The sequence below is a fragment of the Streptomyces orinoci genome (assembly GCF_003121295.1).
GTDB lineage: Bacteria > Actinomycetota > Actinomycetes > Streptomycetales > Streptomycetaceae > Streptomyces > Streptomyces orinoci.
In genome coordinates this window covers 39930-60478 of sequence record NZ_PHNC01000015.1, presented here as the reverse complement: position 1 = coordinate 60478, position 20549 = coordinate 39930, and the positions used below count along the sequence as shown (strand labels likewise).

Here is a 20549-nt window from a genome sequence, read left to right as displayed (position 1 = left end):
CCCTGTGCGGCGCGGCTGGTGCCCGAGTTCCTCGACCGCCCCCAGCGGCACGACGCCATACCCGTTGGCATCGACACCGGGGGCCCTCGTTCAGCTGCTCGTGTACGACAGCGTCGCAGGGATCGGGCACGCAGTGCTTGTCTCCTGCGACATGTTCGGCGACTCGCCGAGACTTCCGTTTGAAGCGCATCTATCAAGACCGGAAAGGCAACGTCTTCTTACAGCGGTTTCCGGCATCGCCAGCGGCATCACTGCGGCGCTCGGTCCAGCGTCAACTCGTGCTGGCCGCGGGCTGGCCGGGCGGCATGATGGTCCCCGTGATTGAGATCCCCCAATACGATGGCCGTCCCCTTGCCCACCGGCCGGAACTGCTGGAAGAGCCGCTCTTCTGGGCTGGTCATCTGTCGTCGTGCGCCCGGAGCGAGGACACGGCACGGTTGCTCTTCGGGGCAGACTACGAGGCAGCCGAGGCGTTCCACCATGAGCTGACGGAGCGGATGGAGTGGCCCGTCTTCACCGTACCGCTGGCCGCCGGGCATCGCCTGCACGTCGTATACCGCCTGCACACGGACGACCCTGGCGTTGAATACTTCCTCCACCATCCCTGTTGGGAAGAGGCTCTTCTGCTGGCCAGGGACGACGGGCACTTCATGGGGCCTGGGCTGGCCTGGCCGGAGTTGCTGGCCGCGGCCGACAACGGCCTGCCCGGCGGCAGTACCCCCCACTCCCACAGCAGGCTTCTGCTGCTGTTTCCAGCCTTGGGAGACGCCGCTATTTCCGGCAGCGGGGTGCATCGCCTTGCGGCTGCCCTCAGCGCACTCACCCTCGCCGAGTCCCCCGATGAACTCGCAACCGCCCTTCTGGAAGACCAGGGCCCGACAGGGCCGTCCAACTGGACGGTGGCAAACGGTGTCCGTGTGGACGACGGCGCGCACTCCTACCGCAACCCTGCCAACACGTTCGCCCTTGCCTCTCAGGATCAAACCCGGGTGTCGGGTGCCCTCATGGCCCCGGCCGCCGTTCGCTGAGGCCGGCCGTTCCTCCAATGGGCTCCAAGACCGGGGGAAGCCGGCGCAGGTGCAGCCGGACATAGCGATGAATACGGTCGCCGCCAACACCTCCCGATCGCCGGACGCCGACGGCCACCACCCTGCGGCCGCTGCACGACCGTCGGCGGCACAACTCGGCGGAACCACTCCCATAGACCGTCCGGAATCAGGTACTCGGCAAGCCTCGCCATGCCGGCTTAACGCCATGCGGCCGCCAAAAGACGGTGTCCTAGTCACCCGCGGCGGCGGCGCCTGAAGACCAGAAAGGCGCCGCCCGCCGCGGCGAGCAGGGCGGCGCTTGCGATGCCGGTCATGGCAGCGGTACCCGGGCCGTGGCCTTTGCGCGGGGCGGGATCGACGGTCGGTTCGTATTCACTGGGGTGTTCGCCGATGGCGTGGTTTCGCTGCGGCCCGGCGCAGGATTGGCGTTGGACCTGGTCCATCCGCTCCGGCACCGTGAATGCGGTCGCGGCCAGGGGATTGCCGTGGCCGTCGCCGCGTACCACCTCCACGGGGTAAGTGCCTGGCCTGGTATCGCAGTTCACCTGTGCCCAGAACGCGCTCCCGGCGGGTTCGAGCTGGAAGTCGCGCATCCCGCGGCGCACCGGTCTGACGAAGGCGGGTGAGCGCAGGACGAGGCTGTCGTTGTGCCACTGGGTGGGTACATCGGCTTTGACGGTGAAGGCCACCTCGGCGCCGCGCTGCGGATCCTGGGGCGGCGTCCGGGAAAGTTCCACGGACGCGCCGGAGGCGAGGCGTTCGGTGTCCGAGCCCGTCCGGTCCTTGCAGCGGGGTGCGATATCGGAGGTCACCGTGAACTGGCCTGGGGTGGCCTGCCGTTTGAGGCCGCTGGTCCGGATGGTCACCGGATAGGAGCCGGGCCTGATGGTGCATGGCAGATGCGCCAGCACGTCCACGCTTGTGTCGTCGTCCTTGGACGAGCCGAAATCCTTCCGGCCGACCGGATACTCATGGGGCAGCGCCGGTGTCTTGAAGACGACCTGGCGAGGCTTGCCCATCCCGCTCGGGATATTTGCATGGAACTCGATGTCACCACCGCGAGGCACCGCCTCATTCACGGCTTGGACGTAGAAGGATTCGCCGTCGTCATCGTACGGTGCGGGGTTCGCGGCGCGGCCGCAGCCCAGGGCAAGGGCGCCAACGGCCAGAGCGGTCAGGGGTATTCGGGCAGGACGCATGCGGTGACCATACCGGCGGGGTCAGGCAATTGGGGCGCATTGGGCGCGGGGGGCGATTCCAGGTGCGGGCTGTACAGGGCCGGGCGCGTGCACGCGGCCGAGCCGCATATTCCATAGAGCCCCGCGCACCAGTGACTGCGCCGCGAGGGCCGGGCTCAGGCCGCGGTGCCCCCTGTTCCGCCTCTACGCTCGCGTTCCACTCCTGCTCGGGCGCCTGCCAGCCGTCCTCGTCCCGCCCAAGATCTGACGGCCCTCTCCCGGATTCTTTAACCCGTCAGTCGATATTGATTTTGAACGTCGATGTGCTGCCGTCCTGCGTGGTCAGCGTGACCGGCCCGAACGTGATGATGGCGACCGCCTTGGCGCCGGTCCCGCGATAGAAGCCCGTGGCTTTGGTGATCCGGACCGACAAGGCCGCGATGACGCCTGCCATTTGCTCGTCGGCTTCGATCGTCGGCTTAGCGAGACCGGGGTGGCCGTTGGCTTCAGCCCAGTCGCTGACGGCGCGGGAGTCGCGGCTCATCTCAGGCAGGATGGTCGCATTGGCCCATGCCCATTGCCACGAGGACGACGAGGGGCTCCAGCTACCGAGGATCTGTGCTGGAGCGGTAGCGGTCTTGTCCGGGAAAGTCCAGGTGATGACGCCGGTCCGCTGATCAAGGTCCCATCGGTCCGCCGAGCCGAGCCCCCAGGACATGTGCGCGTTGGCCAACTGGTCGATCATGTCCTCACCCTGCAGGAGCAGCGTGCTCAGCCCCTCCAGGTCAGGGCTCTGCGGGGCGTTATCCGGTTTGCCGACTCGCTTGAACAATCCCATGCGGCGAAGTCTGCCAGGGTGACCCCTGCCCGACCTCGCCGGCCTCCGGACCGCGCCAGCCGAGGACCTGACGAAGCAACGCGGCCCGCTACCGGCTCAGCGCCACTGGCCCGTCCCGCAGGCGCGGGAGTGTGCCGCGCTGGGCCCACCACCCTGGGCGTCACGGCCGTCGGCGGGGTGCCCGATCAGGATGCAGTGTGTGCTCAGTGCCCTGACGAAGGTGATGGCCGGCCTCGGTGCACCGGGCCGGGGGAACCGCCGCTGCTGGTCGGCGCGCCCACTGCCCGATGTGGTGTCGCTCCGCGGCCTGGGCGGCGATCTGCTCGCGCAATTCGCGTTCGGCGCACAGGGCATAGGCGGCCATACGCAAGGATGCAGCCTTCTCGCGCCGCATGAGTGGGAGGTCTTCGGCACGCCCGGTGTCAATCTGCCGGGCGAGCGCGGAGGTGGATTCGCGGCCGGCCACTGCTCCATCGTGGCAAGTTCGCGGGGCGCAGGAGCCATCTTGTACCCCACCCTGCCGTGGAAGTTGACCTGGCAGGCGATGCGGGCGCCGCTGGTGCCCGGTCCGCCGCGTTGGCAGACGAAGCGTCAACTGCCGCACCGGTGGCCGCCATGGGCAATGGCCGATGCGCCCATTGCCAGTGCGCGGACGAGGTTTGTTTTGGCCACGGCTACTCCCCCTTGTGAGTCGGTCCTTGAGTGCGTTGTGCCAGGCATGGAAGCTACGCCCGCAAGGCGGCCGCGTCGTCAAACCAGCGAGGCAGTACGAGGGTCAACCCCGCACTGTAGGGAGGGGGCTCTCCCAGGGTGCTCCCCCAGTGGGTTCGCGGCGAGGCCCAGCCGGCAGCGGGCCGGCCTCCCGCTCGGGCACGCCCAGGGACCGGGGTTCGCCGCGCCGGCCGCAGGAACAGGCGCCCGCAGCTGTGCCGTCTTCGGGCGCCCACGGCGGTCGTCCTAGGCCCACCAGTCGGTGGCCGGAACGTCCAAGTACAGGCGGGATGCCGGTAGGGCGCCGATTGACTGGGCGTGCGTGCTGGTTTGCCCGGCACGGAATCGGTTACCCGGTCGGCATGGCGGGAAGCCGGAAGTGGCGGCCGTACCGGCGTTCCGCCGGGGAGCGGCGGAGTGACAGGGGCGGAGGTCCCGGGCCGCGGGAGCAGCGGAAGGCTCCGGATACACCGGCCGGTGTGCCGATGCGGTCATGGGGAGCTGTGCTGCGGCGCACGGTTACCGAGTTCCGTAATGACGAGTTGCCGGACCGGGCCGCGGCGCTGACCTATTACGGGGTTCTGTCCCTCTTCCCCGCCCTGCTGGTGCTGGTCTCCCTGCTGGGCATCGCCGGGAAATCCACCACCGACCGGGTGCTGGACAATCTCCGGCACCTGGCGCCGGGGGCCGCACGGCAGGTACTGACCAACGCCGTCCGCCAGTTGCAGGGCGGCGCCGGCATCGGATCGGTCCTGGCGGTGGTGGGGCTGCTGGGGGCGCTGTGGTCGGCCTCCGGTTATATCGCGGCCTTTATCCGGGCCGCCAACGCCGTCTACGACCTGCGCGAGGGGCGCCCGGTGTGGAAGCTCACCCCGCTGCGGCTCGCGCTGACCATCGTCATGATGGTTCTGGCCTGCATCAGCGCGCTGATCGTGGTGTTCTCCGGCAGCCTGGCCCGTCGCGCGGGTTCCGCACTCGGGGTGAGTGATACGGCGGTCTCCGTATGGGCAGTTGTGAAGTGGCCCGTGCTGGTCTTCCTGGTCATCATCATGATCGCCGTGCTCTACTGGGCCGCCCCCAATGTGCGGGGCCGTGGCTTCAGCTGGGTCACCCCGGGCAGTGCGCTCGCCCTGCTCATCTGGCTGGCCGCCTCGGCCGGGTTCGCGGTGTATGTGGCGAACTTCGGCTCGTACAACAAGACTTATGGCAGCCTCGCCGCGGTGATCGTCTTCCTGGTGTGGCTATGGATCACCAACCTGGCCATTCTGCTGGGCCTTGAGTTCGACGCCGAGCTGGCCCGCGAACGCGCCGTACTGGGCGGACGCCCGCCCGGCGCCGAGCCGTACGTCGAACCACGGGACACCCACACCTGGCGCAAGCGGAAGGGGGGTTAGTACTCCAGTCAGGTAGAAGGCGAGTTCGCCGGTGGAGCGGTTGCGTCGGATGAGCAGGTGCCGGCGGCTGGTGCTGGTGTGGATCCACGCCCAGTCGTAGTAGCGCGGCCCTTTCGCGCCGATTCCGGCGCTGTGCCGCTGTTGGGGAACTGCACCGTTTCGGTATCCCGGCCGTGTCACGGCGTTCGGGATCATTGGACCAGGAGTGTTCCGGGAGGTAGAGCCGCCGGTCGATCAGGGCCCGTCCCCGGCTGGTGGCCAGGGCGAGAAACACGCCGATCTGCGCGTTCTCGATCCGCCCCGCGGTGCCGGTGTACTGCCCTCGGCGTCCCAACGGGCGAAGCGCAGCAGGCGCTGCATCGGCCCGGGCCGCGCGAGGCCCGTCTGCTCGGCCAGCTGCCAGCAGCTCTTCCGTTCGACGCCCGACAGCAGCCCGAGCAGGTAAGCGCGGGCCGCGGCCCGGGGCTCAACTCGTCTGAACCCGCCCGCGATTCGGGCCATGACCTGGTCGAGCATCGCCTGCCAGCGGTCAGGGTCTACGGTATGGCCTGCGGCCACCGCATGATCTTCAGGAGTCCACAAAACCCCCGGATGATCACGCGGTGGCCGTCCTTCTTACGGGCGGAGCCTCAGCATGGTCGCGACGTCGAGCTCGCGTGTCAGGCGGTGAAGCCGCCGTCGATATGGATCGAGGCGCCCGTGATGTACGAGCCGTCGGCGCTTGCCAGGTGGGCGACGGTGGCCGCGATCTCGGCCGTTTCCGCATAGCGGCCCACAGCCGTGAAGCCGGCGATCACCTCGGCATTCGGCCCGTCAGCGGGGTTGCTGTCTGTGTCGGTGGGGCCGGGATGCACCAGGTTGACGGTGACTCCACGGGGACCGAGTTCTCGGGCCAGGCCCTTCGTCATCCCGACCAGAGCCGTCTTGCTCATCGAGTACAGCGCCAGTCCTGGGAAGACCGCACGCTCGGCGACATTGCTGCCGATACTGATGATGCGGCCGCCCTGGCCCATATGACGCACTGCCGCCTGGGACGCTGCGAACGGCGCCCGGACGTTCACCGCCAGAGTGCGATCGATCTCTGCCGGCCCCAGGTCTTCCAGTGGGCCAACGAGGAAAACCCCGGCGTTGTTGACCAGGATGTCGAGTCTGCCGAACATCGCGGCGGCCTCGTCCACCGCGGCGGTGAGCGCCTCAGGGATGGCGCTGTCGGCCTGGATGGCCAGTGCCCGGCGCCCTCTGGCCTTGATCTGCTCCACCACCTCGGTGGCGCGTTCCGCGCTGTTCTCATAGGTCAGGACGACGTCAGCGCCCTCTTCGGCCAGCCGCAATGCAACAGCGGCACCGATGCCCCGGCTGCCGCCCGTGATCAACGCTACGTTTCCTTCAAGTCGGTTCATGACGATGAGCATTGCTGGCACCAGCGCCAGAAGCTGGCGGGAATCCGACCTGGCGTTGGGGCCTCGGGGAGGGCAACACCATACTGATCACGAAACCGGACTGGAGTATGTAGGAGGGTTATCGCTGCTTCGCTGTGGCGAACCGTCCCGGCAAGGGCTGGGTCGGGCGTTCTGCCCGTCTCCCGACGGCAGGCAGTTCGGAGGCCGGCGGCCGCGGGTAGGGATGCTTCGCGATTGCGATCCGGCAGTCCAATGGCCATACACCGGGAGGGTCCATGCTCTATGCCTTCGGCTTCGAACGCATTGGAGTGGTCGCGGGCGATTTGTACTTCATTGACCCGGATCCGATTCCGGGGCAGGAGGGGCCGGAACGGGGGGTGCGCCTGGAAGTCCGTCTGCTGGAACGGGGCCCGCTGAGGGGGTCGATCTATGCCGCCCGGCCCATCGTCGTTGACCGGCCGGTCTGGCGAGCGGATCTGCTGGAGTCGGTGTCGGGGCCGGTCGGCAGCCTGAACCGCGCTCACCACCATCCGCGCTTCCACGGCTGGGATCCCGGGGAGCGGGTCTTTGCGGAGGCCTTGTCGGCCGATCCATTGACATGGGTGGGCGAGCGGCTGACGGATTTCCGTTCCCTGCTGGCGGAGGCCGGCATCGCCGGTCATGAGGTCGGCCCGGACGACCCGGCCCGGGTAGCCGGTGCGGTGCCGGAAATCATGGACGCGGTGCGCAGGCTGCTGGACGGTGTATCGCGTGGAGAACTGGCGCTCCCGCCCGCCGGGGCGACGGACGATCAGCCGGCCCAGGCCCGGGTGAGCTGGCTTTGAACGTCCGCTCGGCCGGTTGCCCGCCACCCTGGCGCTGGGCGAGCACGGATCGCGGAGAGCAATACCGGATTCGGCGTGGGCACTGCCCTGACTGCGCTCCGGGCTCCGGCGGACGCCGGACTCTTCATGGTCGAGCGGGACCCGGACCGGGCCTGGGCCGCCGCCGGGCTTTTCGGTGACGGCGGCCCATGGGTACGCAGGCCCACCGGAGACCGGACGCTACTGCGCCGATGTGCGTGGTGCGTCGGCGGGGCCGGCCACCGCTCTTCAACCTCGTGCCGGACGCACTGCGGATCGCCTACGCGCCGCCATCGAGCGGTCACCCAACCCGGATCCTGCGGCCGCTCACCTCGCTCGGGACGATGCGGATCCACAGCTCCCGGGCCCCGCCCGCCCACGGCTGGGCGCCCGGCCGCTCCATGAGTGCGCGTACCGCGTCCGGATCGGTGATGCGGTCCGCGGTTCCGGTCACCAGGACGCTCCAGCCGTTGCTCATCCGCTCATCGAGGTGGTCGGTTTCCAGGGCCAGTCGCTCGCCCGCGGCCACCGCCGCCGCGCCGTCCGGGTCCGTGCGGTAGACGAGGGTATGGGCATCGACCAGGTAGTTGACCGGGAGCACCAGGGGGCCGCTGTCCGCCGACAGGCCCAGGCGGCCGATCCCATGGGTGCCCAGCCGTTCCCAGCACTCCTGTTTCGACAGCCGCATCAGCATGGGGCGGGCCGCCGCCGTCCGCTGGCCGGGCGGAGCGTCCTCGCGGCCGGCGACCAGTTCCTCGTAGGGCATCTCCAGGGCGGCGGCCAGACGCATCAGTGCGGCAGGGTCGAAGTCGCCGCTGAATTTCTCCAGTTGGCGCAGATAGGCCACCGACATACCGGCTCGTCCGGCGAGTTGCTCCCGGCTCAGGCCCAGCTGCCGCCGGCGCAGCGACGCACGGGTGGCCATGGTGTCGGCCGTGGGCGACGTGCTCGCCGGTTCCTCCGGCGAGGACGGTGACGGTGATGGTGATGACGTGCCTTCGCCCTGCACGTGCCATTCCTTCGTTCGCTGGCCGCCGCTGCTTCTCGCCGACCGGGTCCGGGACTCCGGCCGGCCGCTGCTTCCCAGGGGAGCAGAGCGGGCGGTGTCGTGCCAGCGCTGGACGGCCGCCGGCCGGACGTCAGGCCCGTGGGCCGGTGACCGGCGGCCGTGCCCGGCCCGTCCCGCCGGCGGGTGCGCTGAGCTGTAGTTCGACGTTGACGACGCCCTCCACGGCACGGGCCAGCCGGGCCAGCACCGGGACCAGCGCGGTGTCGGCCAGTGAACCGGAGAGGGTGACGACGCCTTCGGCCACCTGGACGTGCAGGGCCGGCTGTTGGTTGCGGAACAGCGGTGCGATGGCCTCGCGGACCTCCCGGGCGATGTCGGCGTCCTCGCGCAGATAGACCTTGAGCAGGTCGGCACGGCTGACGATGCCGGTCAGCGTGCCTTCCGCAGTGACCACAGGCAGCCGTTTGACGCCCGTGCGGGCCATCGCCCGGGCGGCCTCCGCCAGGGTGGCATGGCTGTGGACGGTGACCGCGGGGGCGCTCATCAGGCCCTCCGCGGTCGCCCCGCCGGCCTTGGCCAGGTCGTCCAGGTACTGGAGCTGTTCCAGCCGGGAGGGGTCGCGGTCCTTGAACTCCTCCTTCGGCAGCAGGTCGGCCTCCGAGACCACTCCGATGACGCGGCCGTCCTCCGCCAGCACCGGCACCGCGCTGACGTGCCAGTCGGCGAGCGCCTTGGCGATCTCCTTGAAGGAGGCGTCGCGGCTGACCGCGACGACCGTCCGGGTCATCACATCGCTGACGGTGCGCTGGTTCATCCGGGGCTCCGGCTCAGTTGTGCGGGACGACGGCGACCGGGCAGGGCGCATGGTGCACACATGCCTGTGCGACATTGCCCAGGCGCGGGGTGAGAGCCGCGTGGTGCCTGCGCCGTCCGACGACCAGCAGCCCGGCGCCCTCCGCCGTGCTCAGCACCGCACGGGCCGGGCTGCCCAGCCGGACGGTCTGGGTCACGGAGACCTCGGGGTGCAGGGTGCGCCAGGGTTCCAGGGCTTCGGACAGCTCTCGGGCGGCGTCGCCGGAGACCGCCTGGGCGACATCGGGGTCGATGCCCCAGGGCGCGTACGCCTGGACCGGCAGCGAGCGTCCATGGACGATATGCAGCGGCGCCCGGCGGGCGGCCGCGCCGGCGAAGGCGAACTCCAGCAGGTCGTCGCAGGGGCCGTTGAGGCTGATTCCCACCACCACGGGGCCCGGCGGAGCATCGTCGTGCCGCCGCTCGCCGTCGGCCACCCGTACCAGGACCACCGGCGACTCGGCGCGGCCGGCGAGCTGGAGGCTGACGTCGCCGAGGAAGAAGCTCTCCAGGCGGTGCAGGCCGCGTGAGCCCAGGACGATCATGGCGGCGTCCTCCGCCGCCGCCAGCAGGGCGGCATCCGGCCGCTCGGCGACCAGTTCCTCGGTGATCGGCAGATCGGGGTGACGCTGCTGGATCTCGGTCCGGGCGGCGCTGATGATGCGCTTCGCCCAGTAGTTGGGGTCGGTATGGGACAGGCTTTCGGCCGGTTCGGGCGTCATCATGATCCAGGCGTGCAGCAGGCACAGCCCCAGACCGCGCCGGGCGGCCTCGTCCGCCGCCCAGTGGGCGGCTGCCAGACTCTCGGCGGAGCCGTCGAGTCCGACCGTGATGGGAGCGCTCTCGTCCATGGCGATGACCTCCTGGTGTCGCCGGTGTTCAGGGGGCGGGGAAGCGTCCGCCGGTGTCGTCGCTCCGGTAGTCCAGGCGCTGCCTGACCGAGACCACGCCGTCCACGGAGCGGCAGAGCCGCTCGATGACCGGGATCATGCTGCGTGCTTCGACCGTTCCGGTGAGCACCACCTGCCCTTCCGACACCTCGGCCGTGACCGCCGAGGGGGCCAGGCCCAGGGTGCGCTCCAGCAGATCGTGGTCGATCTCCGCGCGGATGGCCGCGTCCTCGCGCAGGAAGACACGGAGGACGTCGGCGCGGCTGATGATGCCGACCAGCTGGTCCGTCTCATCGACCACCGGGAGGCGCTTGACGCCCTGGACGGCCATCAGACGGGCGGTTTCCACCACATTCCACTCCGGCCGGGCACACACCGGGGGCGCGGACATCAGCTCCTCCGCGCGGGCGCCCTCCGCCTTGGCGCGCTCCCACTCCTCAAGGTTGGGGACCGGGACGCGGCCGAAGGGGTCGGGCTGGTCGGCGGACTTGCGCATCAGATCCGCCTCGGACACCACGCCGATCACCCGCCCGTCGTGCGTCACCACGGGTACGGCGGTGACATCGTTCTCGGCGAGCTCTCTGACGATTTCCTTGAACGGGGTATCCGGCCGGACCTGGACCACCCTCCGGGTCATGAGTTCCCCGACCGTTCGATGCTGCAGCATGGTGGCGTTCCTCTCGATCGCCGGGATTGCCCGCATTTACTAGCATGGCAGCCTGGGCGGAATCGGGCATTGAGCCGATCGGCCCTCTTCCCGGGACACCCGGCCGCTGCCCGGACCTGGCGGGCCGCCGGAGCCTGGAAGAAGCCCGGCGGCCGGGCCCGGCGTCTCCGGAGAGGAGCCTGCGGTGAACGCGCCTCCGACATTGAACGAAACCCGCGTGGCGGAGCTGGTGCGTGACGCCACCGCCGCCCCCTCCATGCACAATGCGCAGCCCTGGCGGTTCCGCTATTCGCGGGGCAACGGCACCTTCCGGCTGTATGCCGACTTCGGGCGGGTCATACCGCATGCCGACCCCGATGCCCGCGCGCTGCACCTGGGGTGCGGTGCGGCACTGTTCAACCTGCGTGTCGCGGCCGCCGACGCCGGCTGTCATCCGCAGGTGGCGCTCCTGCCGGACCCGCAGGACAGCACCCTGCTGGCGACCGTGCGGCTCACCGCCCCGACCGGTGGTGATGTGGCCTTGGCCCTGCTGTATCCGGCGGTCCACGAGCGGCATACCAGCCGGTACCCCTTCGCCCCCACGGAGATCCGGCCCAATCTGCGGGCCGCCCTGATCGAGGCCGCGCGCCGGGAAGGGGCCATGCTGGACTTTCCTTCCGCCTGGCATCTGCGCTGGATCGAGGAACTCGCGGAGGAGGCCGGGGCCCGGGACCTCACCGACCGCGACCGGGACGCGGACCTGGCCCGCTGGACCCGGATCGGGGCCGCCGAGGCCGATACCGCCACCGACGGCGTACCGGACTATGCCTTTGGGCCGCGCAAACGCGGCGGCAGGGCGCCCGTGCGCGACTTCTCGGGCGGCCGTCCCACCGCCGGCTTCGGCTCGACCGCCTTCGAGGACGAGCCCCATCTGGCGCTGCTGAGCACCGACGGCGACGGGCCGCGGGACTGGCTGTGCGCGGGCCAGGCCATGGAGCGCGTCCTGCTGCTGGCCACCTTGGAGGGCCTGGCCACCTCCTTCTCCACCGAGGCCCTGGAGTGGCCCGATCTGCGCTGGCCACTGCGCGATCCGTCCTCCGGCGCGGGTTATGTCCAGATGATGCTGCGCCTGGGGTACGGCCCCAAGGGGCCGAGGACACCGCGCCGGCCGGTGCGGGAGGTTCTGGTCACCGAGGATTAGCCGACGGCCGACGGCGTGGCACGGCCGCCCCGTGCCCCTTGTGTGCGTGGCCCATGGACCGGAGGTGCCTGGGCCGCTCAGCCGTGCGGGACCACCGCGACCGGGCACGGGGCGTGGTGGAGGACGCCATGGGCCACCGGCCCGAGCCGCACGCCAAGGGCGGGCCTGCGCACCCGGCGGCCCACCACCAGCAGGGCGGCATCCGTGGCCTCGGCCACCAGTTGGCGCACCGCGGGCCCGGTAGGCAGCCGCTCCTCCACCTCGACCTGCGGCCACCGCTCCCGCCACGGACCGAGCGTCCGGGCCAAGGGCTCACGCTCCTTCGCGGCCGGCGCGGTGGGTTCGGCTCCGACCGCCTGCACCCCGGTGCCCCGGCCGGCGGCGGCCTGGAAGGCGAAGTCCAGCAGCGGACCGTACGGCCCTTCATGGCCCAGTCCCACCACTACCGGGCCGTCGCCCGTCCCGGCCTCACGGACCGCCACCACCGGCCGGGAGGCGTGAGCGATCACGGTGAGGCTCACCGTCCCCAGCAGGAAGCCCTCCAGTACTCCGAGGCCGCGCGAGCCCAGCACCAGCTCCTCCGACTCCCCGGCGATGTCGATAAGCGCCTTGGCCGGCGGACCGGCCGGCCGCCGCACACCGACCTCCAGTTCCGGATGCGTCTCGCTGAGCTCTTCCTGCGCCACCTCGATCCGGCTCTCCACCCATTCACGCTGGGCGGAGGCCCCCGGTGAGAACTGCAGATTGCTGGTCCGCCACTCAAGGGCGTACACCAGATGCAGCGGCAGGCCGCGCCGCGCCGCCTCCTGGCCCGCCCAGGCGGCAGCGGCCAGGCTCTCGGCGGAGCCGTCGATGCCCACGGACACCGGTCGCACCACGCGCCACCTCCGTTGCCCTCACCGGGGATCGCGGGACCATGCCGATCCTCGCGGCAGGCGGAGGGGCACGCACGGCCGGAGTGCCGTTCGGGTCAGATGCCCCGGACGAGGGCAGCGCCGCGCGGGGTGGCAGCTGGACGGGAAGGGCCCCATCCGCTTCTCGCGGATCCTGATTGCGCGGTGCACGGCCTGACGCCGCTGCCCCGCGCCTCGCGGGGTCCCTCCCGCCACTTCCAGCACACCACGCCACGGGTCCTTCCGCCAGGGCCGGGCGGCCCCGTTCCCGTGCGGACCGGCCCCCGGCCCCCGAGCAGGGCATCGGTCCGGCGCCGACGACGGCGGACGACCGCTCGGCGCGACATGCCGCGCCCGGCGAGGGAAAATTCTCCATGCACGCATACCTCGGCGAGCAGCCGGTCACCGGGGCGCCCCAGGACCGGCGCGACCCCGCGGGACGGGGAGGTGCGGCCCGTGTCCGACGCCATGACCACCGACCTCTACGAGGTCACCATGGCCCTGTCCTATCTGCGCGAGGGCATGACCCGCCCGGCGACCTTCAGTCTGTTCGTCCGCGACCTGCCGCCGGACCGGGGCTTCCTGGTGGCCGCGGGGCTGGAGCCGGTCCTGGACTACCTGCACCGCTACCGGGTGACCCAGCAGGACGTGGAGGTCTTCGCCTCGGTGCTGGGGCGGCCGGCCGGGGAGCTGGCACCGCTGCTGGGCCTTGAGTTCACCGGGGAGGTCCGGGCGGTACCGGAGGGGCGGGTGGTGCTGGCCGGCGAACCTCTGCTGGAGGTCACCGCGCCGCTGCCACAGGCGCAGCTGGTGGAGAGCTACATCCTCAACCGGGTCAGCCACCAGACCGCCGTCGCCTCCAAGTACGCCCGGTGCGTACTGGCCGCCGACGGCCACCCGGTGGTGGACTTCGCCCTGCGCCGTACGCACGGGCCGGGCGCCGCCTATGACGCCGCCCGGCTGAGTGCGATCGCCGGGCTCGCCGGGACGAGCAATGTGGCGGCGGCCCACGCCGAAGGCATTCCCGCGGTCGGCACCATGGCCCATTCCTATGTCGAAGCCTTCGAGACCGAGGAGGCGGCGTTCCGCGCCTTCGCCCGCTCCCACCCCGGCCCGGTGACCTACCTGGTGGACACCTATGACACCCGGAGCGGCGTGGCCACGGCCGCCCGCGTGCTGCGTTCGCTGGGGCTCGGCCCGGGCTGCGCCGTCCGGCTGGACAGCGGCGACCTGGGAGTTCTGGCCTTCCAGGCCCGCTCCATCCTGGACGCGGCCGGGCTTTCCGAGGTACGGATCGTGGCCAGCGGCAGTCTGGACGAGTTCGCGGTGCAGCGGCTGGTCCGTGCCAAGGCGCCCATCGACGTCTACGCGGTCGGCACCCGGGTCGGCACCTCGGCGGACGCCCCCTATCTGGACTCCGCCTACAAACTGGTCGAGTACGACGGCCGCCCGGTGATGAAGCTCTCCTCGGCCAAGGCGACGGCGCCGGGCCGCAAGCAGGTCTTCCGGCGGCCCGGTTGTACGGACGTCATCGGGCTGGCGGTGGAACGGCCGCCGGCCGGGAGCGTCCCGCTGCTGAAGACGGTGATGACGGACGGCAGGCGTACGGCGGAGCGCGCCCCGCTGGGCACCGCCCGGCAGCGGCTCCTGGCCGACCTCGCCGAACTGCCGCCGGAGTCACGGCGCATCGAGGCACCGACGGCCCCGCGGGCGGGGCTCTCCGCCCGGCTCACCGCGCTCGCCGAGCGCGTGCGCGGGCAGATCCGGCAGCGCCTGGTCTCCGGCTGATGGCCGGGCGGGCGGGGCGACGCCGCCCGGCGGTGAGCCGCGGGCATCCGCAGCGCCCGCTCAGCATGTGCCCCCGGGGAAAGCCAGGGCGCGCTGCTCATGCGCGTAGGCGGTGGTCACCGGCCACCCGGATGCGGTCCGCGGAACCGCCGTCGGGCCCACCGCACCACGGCGGGCTGCCGGGCCTCGCGCGGCACGGCAGCCGCAGGGCTCGATTGCGGGCCCGCTGTTCGGTCCGGATGATGACCCACTCGGCCGGCTACCCGGCGCGCCGGACCTGGACGGTGCGGGTGGCCCGCTCCTCCCTGGCCGCCCTTGGAACGGTCACCGTGAGGATTCCATCGCGGTACTCGGCGGCGGGTCCGTCCTCCGGGATGGGGAACGGCAACCGGACGGAACGCTGGAAGGAGCCATAACGGAACTCCGAGTGCCGCTTGTCCTCCTTGGTTTCGGTGTGCTCGGCCCGGACGGTCAGGGTGTCCCCTTCGACCGTGATCTCGATGTCCTTCTCCGGGTCCATGCCGGGCAGCTCGGCGCGCAGCACATACCGCTCGCCGTCGTCCGTCACCTCGATCGGGATCACATGGGATTCCCGCGCCCCCCAGGCCCCCGGCCAGTCGGGGAACCCCGACCCGAGCCACTCCATCAGCTCCGGCAGCCCTGACCGGCGCCGGGCCGGCGATGTCTCGGCCATGGCGCACCTCCTTGCCGTATGTGCTCCCCTCCTCCCATGGTCCCGCCCGGCTGTCACCGCAGCCGAGAACGGCGGCTCCCGGCTCGGCGCCACGGGCGGGAGCGCCGGGTAGGTCCTGACGCCGGAGCCGGTCAAGGCTGCGGCCCCGGTCCGGACGGGCCCGAGGAGCGCAGTACGGCCAGGCGGCGCCGGTACTCTTCCTCATCGATCTCCCCGCGGGCGAAGCGCTCGCCCAGGATCTGCTCGGGGCCGGGCGCAGGCGGAGCATGCCATGGGGCGTGTGGACGAGGGTGTTCGCGCAGGCGGCCGAGGGCGCTGAAGAGCAGGACGGCGCCGAGGATCAGCAGCACCCAGAAGAGGATCATGCTGACCGACATGGCGAACCAGCTCCAGCCGCCGTGGCCCATCCAGAAGAGCATCGCCCGTCACCTCCGTGTGCGGGATTCTCCTCACTTCCACGATCCCTCGCCCGCGCGCGTGGGGGAGCCCGCCGGCCCACTTGGCCGCCGTGGCAAGCGGAACGCCTGGGCCGGCAACTAGCCCCCCGGACCCCGTTCCACGGTCAGGTCGAGGAAGTGGGCCGAGCAGGAGATGCAGGGATCGTGGTTGCGGATGGCGCGTTCGGCGAGCCGGGTCAGTTCGGTGTCGGTGGCCTCCGAGCCGGTGAGCCGGTGCTGCACGATCCGGCGCAGGTCGTCCTCGATGGCGCCCTGGTTCTGTGAGGTGGGCGGGATCAGGCGGGCGTCGGTGACGATGCCGTCCGCGTCCAGGGCATAGCGGTGGTAGAGCATGCCGCGCGGGGCCTCAGTGGCGCCATGGCCGGTGCCGGCCCGCGGCGGTACGTCCACGGCCGGGCGGGGCGGCGGGTCATAGTCGTCGATCAGGCGCAGGGCCTCTTCCAGCGCATAGAGGACCTCCACGGCCCGGATCACAATGCTGCGGTAGGGGTTGCGGCACTCCCCGTCCAGGCCCGCTTCCCGCGCGGCCTGGCGTACCGGGGCGGGCAGCAGATGGCCGCTGATGGCATAGCGGGCCAGCGAGCCGCACAGGTGCCGGCGGCCGTCGAGCCGGGCGTGCAGCGCGTGGGAGTAGGGCACCTGCTCCTCCACCACATGAGCGGTGAAGTCGCGCAACGGGAAGGCCCGCCGCTCCTGCCCGTAGGGCAGCACGGTGGGGGTGCCCCCGTCGATGGCGTAGCAGTCGGGCTCCGCCAGGGCGAACAGGTCGGCCTGGCACTCGGCCTCGGGGAAGTCGAAGCCCGCCACCCAGCGCAGGGCCGCGAGCGCGTCATCGCGGGCCGGGCGCAAGCGCTCGGCCAGCGCCCGCAGTTCGGCGCGTCCGGGGACGCGGTGGAAGCCGCCGACCCGGATGTTGACGGGATGGATGGAACGCCCGCCCAGCAGCTCGACGATGGCGTTTCCGGCCTGCTTGATCCGCAGGCCGCGCTCGACGGCGGCGCGGTGCTCCCGGGCGAGCTGGATGGCGCTGTCCTGGCCGAGGAAGTCGGGGGCGTGCAGCAGATGGATGTGCAGGGTCTGGCTCTCGATCCATTCGCCGCAGTACAACAGGCGCCGCAGCGCGGCCAGTTGGCCGTCCACGGTGACACCGCAGGCGTCCTCCACGGCCCGGCAGGCGCTCATCTGGTAGGCGACCGGGCAGATGCCGCAGACCCGGGAGGTGAGGTCGGGCGGCTCGGTGTGCCGGCGCCCGCGCAGGAAGGCCTCGAAGAAGCGCGGGGGTTCGAAGATCCGCAGCCGGGCCGCGGTGACCGTGCCGTCGTCGATGGTGAGGTGGAGCGCTCCCTCGCCCTCGACCCGGGCGAGCGCGCCGACCCGCAGCACCCGGTTCACGACCGCTCCCCCTCCGGCCGGGCCCAGCGGTGCGGCGCCTCCTCGGTGGTCTCCAGTTCGGCGAAGGCTGCGACGTTGAAGGTGTGCAGCAGTCGCAGCACATCCTGGTCGCTCAGTCCGTCGCTGCGCAGCAGCGGGATCATCGCGGGCATGTTCACCGAGCCCGACGGGCCGAAACAGCCGTAGCAGCCACGGCCGTAGGACGGGCAGAGGGCGCCGCATCCGGCGTGGGTGACCGGCCCCAGGCAGGGGGTGCCATGGGCGACCGTCACACATGGCGTTCCGCGCCGCTTGCAGGCAAAGCAGACGCTGTGCCGGGGGATGTCGGGTTTCCGTCCGGCCAGGAAGGCGGTGATCACCTCCAGCAGCTGTCCGCGGTCGATGGGGCAGCCCTGGAGCTCCAGGTCCACGGGCACATGGGCGGCGATCGGGGTGGAGGTGGCCAGGGTCTCGATGTATTCGGGCCGGGCGTAGACGATGTCACGGAACTCCGCCACATCCGCGAAGTTGCGCAGCGCCTGCACCCCGCCGGCCGTGGCACAGGCGCCGATGCTCACCAGATGGCGGGACTCGGCGCGGATATGGCGGATGCGCTCGGCGTCCTCGGCGGTGGTGATCGATCCGTCCACCAGCGCCAGATCGTAGGGGCCGGGCTCCACCGCGCTGGACGCCTCCAGGAAGTAGGCGATGTCCACCTCTCCGGCCAGCGGCAGCAGTTCGTCCTCGCAGTCGAGCAGGGTGAGCTGACAGCCGTCGCAGGAGGCGAACTTGAAGACCGCCAGCCGTGGGCGCGCCTGGGTGGTCATCACAACTCCCGTACGGTCAGCAGGTGTTCGGCGCGGTCATAGCCGACCACCGGGCCGTCGCGGCACAGCAGCAGCGGTCCCAGCTGGCAGTGGCCGCAGTGCCCGGTGGCGCAGTGCATATTGCGTTCCAGGGAGATCAGGATCCGCTGCGGCAGGACGCCGCGGTGCAGCAGCTCCCGGGCGGTGGCACGGATCATCACCTCCGGGCCGCAGATGAAGGCGGTGGTCTCGGCGGGCGAGAACCGGGCCTGGTCCAGCAGCGCGGTGACCAGCCCCACCCGGCCCGGCCAGCCGGCGCCGGCCCGGTCCACGGTGACGCCGCAGTAGGGCAGGGCCCAGCCGCCCAGTTCCTCGCGGTAGAGCAGATCGTCCGGGCTGCGGGCGCCGACCAGGACGTTCAGCCGCCCGTACCCCTGCGGTGCGGCCAGTACCGCCTGCACCAGCGGGCGCAGCGGGGCCAGGCCGATGCCGCCCGCGACCACCAGCAGATCGTCCCCGGCGGCCAGGGGCAGGTCCCAGCCGGTGCCGAAGGGCCCGCGCACTCCGACCACATCGCCGGACCGCAGCCGGTGCAGCGCCCGGGAGACCGCGCCGACCGCGCGGACGGTGTGCATCAGGCCGCTGTCCGGGAGGATTCCGGCCACCGACACCGGTGCCTCGCCGACGCCGAAGGCGTAGAGCATCGCGAACTGTCCCGGGGCGAAGGGCGGCAGCGCCCGTCCGGCCGGGGCCAGGCGGAAGGTGACGGTGTCGGCGGTCTCTGGGCGGGTGTCCAGCACCCGGTAGGGAACGGGCGGGTCCGTCATCGCAGTTGCCCGCTGCCGGCCGGTCCGTACAGGTCGAGCAGCCGGGTACGGGCGGAGCGCAGCCGTTTGCCGATGGTCTCCGAGACATACATCAGCAGGGCGTGGTCCAGTTCCGGGTCCCGGGCGCACAGGGCGCGGACGGAATCGGCGCCGAACTCCCAGGCGCCGACCTCGCCGGTGGCCTGGGCGCCCAGGTGCCAGTGGTGGGGCGGGAACAGCCAGGACCAGCCCAGCAGTTCACCGGGGCCGACGGTGTCGATGACGGCCGCGCGGCGCCCGGGCACATGCAGATCGAGGGCGACCGTCCCGGTGTTGACGACCCAGAACCGGTCCGCTCGGCCGCCTTCCTCGAAAATCCGGCTGCCCACCGGGTATTTGACCTCGCGGGCGATGGCCAGCAGCGCCTCCCGCCGCCCCTCGGGCAGCGCGGCGAACAGCCCGCCGTGGCCCATCATGGCGTCCCCTCCCCCGCCGCCCGGCGGGCCAGCTGCTCCTGGTGCAGGGCGTGCGCTTCCTCGGTGATGTCGATGGCCACCGGGCACCACACGATGCAGCGGCCGCAGCCCACACAGCCGGAGCTGCCGAACTGGTCCCACCAGGTGCCCAGTTTGTGGGTGAGCCACTGCCGGTAGCGGCTGCGGCCGGACTGCCGGACCGGTCCGCCGGGCAGATGGGAGAAGTCCAGGTCGTAGCAGGACTCCCAGCGGCTCCAGCGCTCGGCGTGGTCGCCGGTGAGGTCGGTGATGTCCTCGGTGGTGGTGCAGAAGCAGGTGGGGCAGGCCATGGTGCAGTTGCCGCAGGTCAGGCAGCGGGACGCCACCTCGTCCCAGCGCTCGGCTTCCAGGCTGGAGGCCATCAGGGTGTGCAGGTCCACCGGTGGCATGCTGCGGCCCATGCGTCCGGCCGCCGACTCCACCGCTTCCGCCGCCGCGGTCCGGGTGGCCGCGTCGGCATCGCGCTGCGGCAACCCGGCCAGCACTTCGGCCCCTTCGGCGGTTCCGGCCCGGGCCAGGAAGCGGTGTCCGGTCTCGTCCAGCACCTCGGTCAGCGCGATGTCATAGCCGGGTCCGGCCGCCGGGCCGGTGCCCATGGAGACACAGAAACAGGTGGCGCCCGGCTCGGTGCACTCCACGGCGATCAGGAAGGCCCCGTTGCGCCGGGCCTGATAGGCGTCGTCACGGTGCCAGCCGCCGAGCAGCACACGGTCCTGGATGGCGATGGCCCTCAGATCGCAGGGCCGTACGCCCAGGAAGGCGTAGGAGGCGGGTGGATGCCGCTCCTGCCGTACGGTCAGCTCGCCGTCCGGCGCCCGGTCGGCGGTCCACTGCCGTACCCGCTCGGGCAGCAGATAGTTCTTCCAGGACTGCGGTCCGGCGCTGTGGGCGAAGGCGGCCTCGTCCTCCCGGCGCACCACCCGGTAGTGGCCGCCGTCCAGCTCCACGCCCCAGCCATAGGGCAGCTCGGCGGCGGAGCGGAGTTCCTCCAGCACAATGGCCCCACCGCGGTGGGTGGGCCCGATCACCGTACGGCCCCGGGCCCGCAGGGCCTGAACCAGGGCGTCCAGTCCCTGGCGGTCCAGGACGCAGGCCGGGGGTGCGGGGTCCCGCGTGGTGGTCGCGGAGGGCATGCGATTCTCCTGTCCATGGTCGCCTTGCGCCGTGGCGGCACCGGAACCGGCCCGCGCCGGCCGCCCTCCCAGCGT

The 20549-nt window shown here is 71.4% G+C and carries 20 protein-coding genes and 2 pseudogenes; 5 read left to right on the top strand and 17 right to left on the bottom strand.

Features of this window, described 5'->3' with window-relative positions; all coding sequences use genetic code 11:
• Nucleotides 1-179 precede the first annotated feature (179 nt).
• Complete coding sequence (locus tag CV755_RS12275; RefSeq protein WP_241561154.1) at nt 180-1028, top strand: hypothetical protein; 849 nt, start codon at nt 180-182, stop codon at nt 1026-1028.
• 33 nt (nt 1029-1061) lie between these two features.
• Here the strand turns inward: CV755_RS12275 and CV755_RS36040 are convergent.
• The 3 genes and pseudogenes from CV755_RS36040 to CV755_RS12265 all read right to left on the bottom strand — a co-directional run.
• A pseudogene (locus CV755_RS36040) lies at nt 1062-1240 on the bottom strand (IS5/IS1182 family transposase); the annotation flags it as partial.
• Between the two features lie 42 nt (nt 1241-1282).
• Nucleotides 1283-2068 (bottom strand): hypothetical protein, encoded by a 786-nt coding sequence (locus CV755_RS12270; protein WP_109280255.1) that lies wholly within the window; start codon nt 2066-2068, stop codon nt 1283-1285.
• Between the two features lie 454 nt (nt 2069-2522).
• The gene (locus CV755_RS12265) at nt 2523-3065 is read right to left on the bottom strand and encodes a DUF6882 domain-containing protein (RefSeq protein WP_241561153.1); all 543 of its coding nucleotides are present in this window, start codon (nt 3063-3065) and stop codon (nt 2523-2525) included.
• 1073 nt (nt 3066-4138) lie between these two features.
• Here CV755_RS12265 and CV755_RS12260 point away from each other — a divergent pair.
• Nucleotides 4139-5170 (top strand): YihY/virulence factor BrkB family protein, encoded by a 1032-nt coding sequence (locus CV755_RS12260; RefSeq protein ID WP_109280254.1) that lies wholly within the window; start codon nt 4139-4141, stop codon nt 5168-5170.
• Here the strand turns inward: CV755_RS12260 and CV755_RS37160 are convergent.
• Nucleotides 5129-5671: pseudogene (locus CV755_RS37160) on the bottom strand (transposase); the annotation flags it as partial. The gene CV755_RS12260 and the pseudogene CV755_RS37160 overlap by 42 nt on opposite strands.
• Nucleotides 5672-5829: 158 nt before the next feature.
• Nucleotides 5830-6582 carry an SDR family NAD(P)-dependent oxidoreductase gene (locus tag CV755_RS12250; protein WP_109280253.1) on the bottom strand — a complete coding sequence of 251 codons (753 nt, stop codon included), beginning with the start codon at nt 6580-6582 and terminating at the stop codon, nt 5830-5832.
• Nucleotides 6583-6845: 263 nt separating this feature from the next.
• Between CV755_RS12250 and CV755_RS12245 the strand changes: the two genes are divergently transcribed.
• Nucleotides 6846-7394 carry a hypothetical protein gene (locus CV755_RS12245; RefSeq protein ID WP_109280252.1) on the top strand — a complete coding sequence of 183 codons (549 nt, stop codon included), beginning with the start codon at nt 6846-6848 and terminating at the stop codon, nt 7392-7394.
• Nucleotides 7395-7713: 319 nt separating this feature from the next.
• Here CV755_RS12245 and CV755_RS12240 read toward each other — a convergent pair whose 3' ends face one another.
• From CV755_RS12240 to CV755_RS12225, 4 genes are all read right to left on the bottom strand, one after another.
• Nucleotides 7714-8337, bottom strand: coding sequence for a pyridoxamine 5'-phosphate oxidase family protein (locus CV755_RS12240; RefSeq protein WP_109280251.1), 624 nt, complete (start codon nt 8335-8337; stop codon nt 7714-7716).
• A gap of 214 nt (nt 8338-8551) precedes the next feature.
• On the bottom strand, nt 8552-9235 hold the full coding sequence (locus tag CV755_RS12235) for a CBS domain-containing protein (RefSeq protein WP_109280250.1): 684 nt from the start codon (nt 9233-9235) through the stop codon (nt 8552-8554).
• A gap of 13 nt (nt 9236-9248) precedes the next feature.
• Nucleotides 9249-10124, bottom strand: a complete 876-nt coding sequence (locus CV755_RS12230; protein ID WP_109280249.1) for a universal stress protein — start codon at nt 10122-10124, stop codon at nt 9249-9251.
• Between the two features lie 28 nt (nt 10125-10152).
• On the bottom strand, nt 10153-10827 hold the full coding sequence (locus CV755_RS12225; protein WP_109280281.1) for a CBS domain-containing protein: 675 nt from the start codon (nt 10825-10827) through the stop codon (nt 10153-10155).
• 205 nt (nt 10828-11032) lie between these two features.
• Between CV755_RS12225 and CV755_RS12220 the strand changes: the two genes are divergently transcribed.
• Nucleotides 11033-12010, top strand: a complete 978-nt coding sequence (locus CV755_RS12220; protein ID WP_422070539.1) for an Acg family FMN-binding oxidoreductase — start codon at nt 11033-11035, stop codon at nt 12008-12010.
• A gap of 77 nt (nt 12011-12087) precedes the next feature.
• On the opposite strand, the gene CV755_RS12215 is transcribed toward CV755_RS12220, so the two are convergent.
• Nucleotides 12088-12888 (bottom strand): universal stress protein, encoded by an 801-nt coding sequence (locus CV755_RS12215; RefSeq protein ID WP_109280248.1) that lies wholly within the window; start codon nt 12886-12888, stop codon nt 12088-12090.
• A gap of 471 nt (nt 12889-13359) precedes the next feature.
• Here CV755_RS12215 and CV755_RS12210 point away from each other — a divergent pair, with 471 nt between their 5' ends.
• Nucleotides 13360-14691, top strand: a complete 1332-nt coding sequence (locus CV755_RS12210; RefSeq protein WP_109280247.1) for a nicotinate phosphoribosyltransferase — start codon at nt 13360-13362, stop codon at nt 14689-14691.
• 259 nt (nt 14692-14950) lie between these two features.
• On the opposite strand, the gene CV755_RS12205 is transcribed toward CV755_RS12210, so the two are convergent.
• The 7 genes from CV755_RS12205 to CV755_RS12175 all read right to left on the bottom strand — a co-directional run bounded on the left by CV755_RS12205 (nt 14951) and on the right by CV755_RS12175 (nt 20474).
• Nucleotides 14951-15385: an Hsp20/alpha crystallin family protein gene (locus CV755_RS12205; protein WP_109280246.1), complete on the bottom strand. Its 435-nt coding sequence runs from the start codon at nt 15383-15385 to the stop codon at nt 14951-14953.
• Between the two features lie 131 nt (nt 15386-15516).
• On the bottom strand, nt 15517-15804 hold the full coding sequence (locus CV755_RS12200; protein ID WP_109280245.1) for an SHOCT domain-containing protein: 288 nt from the start codon (nt 15802-15804) through the stop codon (nt 15517-15519).
• A 117-nt stretch (nt 15805-15921) separates the two neighbouring features.
• Nucleotides 15922-17235, bottom strand: coding sequence for a Ni/Fe hydrogenase subunit alpha (locus CV755_RS12195; RefSeq protein ID WP_109280244.1), 1314 nt, complete (start codon nt 17233-17235; stop codon nt 15922-15924).
• Nucleotides 17232-18041: an NADH-quinone oxidoreductase subunit B family protein gene (locus tag CV755_RS12190; RefSeq protein ID WP_109280243.1), complete on the bottom strand. Its 810-nt coding sequence runs from the start codon at nt 18039-18041 to the stop codon at nt 17232-17234. The genes CV755_RS12195 and CV755_RS12190 overlap by 4 nt, the downstream gene beginning before the upstream one ends.
• Entirely contained in the window at nt 18041-18847 is an 807-nt protein-coding gene (locus CV755_RS12185) for an FAD/NAD(P)-binding protein (RefSeq protein ID WP_109280242.1), read from the bottom strand. The genes CV755_RS12190 and CV755_RS12185 overlap by 1 nt, the downstream gene beginning before the upstream one ends.
• Complete coding sequence (locus CV755_RS12180) at nt 18844-19299, bottom strand: cyclic nucleotide-binding domain-containing protein (RefSeq protein ID WP_109280241.1); 456 nt, start codon at nt 19297-19299, stop codon at nt 18844-18846. The genes CV755_RS12185 and CV755_RS12180 overlap by 4 nt, the downstream gene beginning before the upstream one ends.
• Nucleotides 19299-20474: a 4Fe-4S dicluster domain-containing protein gene (locus tag CV755_RS12175; RefSeq protein ID WP_109280240.1), complete on the bottom strand. Its 1176-nt coding sequence runs from the start codon at nt 20472-20474 to the stop codon at nt 19299-19301. The genes CV755_RS12180 and CV755_RS12175 overlap by 1 nt, the downstream gene beginning before the upstream one ends.
• Nucleotides 20475-20549: the final 75 nt, after the last annotated feature.

Coding starts and splice junctions, on each gene's coding strand:
- CV755_RS12250 (WP_109280253.1), bottom strand. CDS start 6,582: ATGCTCATCGTCATGAACCGACTTGAAGGAAACGTAGCGTTGATCACG.
- CV755_RS12200 (WP_109280245.1), bottom strand. CDS start 15,804: ATGCTCTTCTGGATGGGCCACGGCGGCTGGAGCTGGTTCGCCATGTCG.
- CV755_RS12180 (WP_109280241.1), bottom strand. CDS start 19,299: ATGGGCCACGGCGGGCTGTTCGCCGCGCTGCCCGAGGGGCGGCGGGAG.
- CV755_RS12205 (WP_109280246.1), bottom strand. CDS start 15,385: ATGGCCGAGACATCGCCGGCCCGGCGCCGGTCAGGGCTGCCGGAGCTG.
- CV755_RS12175 (WP_109280240.1), bottom strand. CDS start 20,474: ATGCCCTCCGCGACCACCACGCGGGACCCCGCACCCCCGGCCTGCGTC.
- CV755_RS12240 (WP_109280251.1), bottom strand. CDS start 8,337: ATGGCCACCCGTGCGTCGCTGCGCCGGCGGCAGCTGGGCCTGAGCCGG.
- CV755_RS12245 (WP_109280252.1), top strand. CDS start 6,846: ATGCTCTATGCCTTCGGCTTCGAACGCATTGGAGTGGTCGCGGGCGAT.
- CV755_RS12190 (WP_109280243.1), bottom strand. CDS start 18,041: ATGACCACCCAGGCGCGCCCACGGCTGGCGGTCTTCAAGTTCGCCTCC.
- CV755_RS12235 (WP_109280250.1), bottom strand. CDS start 9,235: ATGAACCAGCGCACCGTCAGCGATGTGATGACCCGGACGGTCGTCGCG.
- CV755_RS12270 (WP_109280255.1), bottom strand. CDS start 2,068: ATGGGCAAGCCTCGCCAGGTCGTCTTCAAGACACCGGCGCTGCCCCAT.
- CV755_RS12265 (WP_241561153.1), bottom strand. CDS start 3,065: ATGGGATTGTTCAAGCGAGTCGGCAAACCGGATAACGCCCCGCAGAGC.
- CV755_RS12185 (WP_109280242.1), bottom strand. CDS start 18,847: ATGACGGACCCGCCCGTTCCCTACCGGGTGCTGGACACCCGCCCAGAG.
- CV755_RS12260 (WP_109280254.1), top strand. CDS start 4,139: ATGGCGGGAAGCCGGAAGTGGCGGCCGTACCGGCGTTCCGCCGGGGAG.
- CV755_RS12230 (WP_109280249.1), bottom strand. CDS start 10,124: ATGGACGAGAGCGCTCCCATCACGGTCGGACTCGACGGCTCCGCCGAG.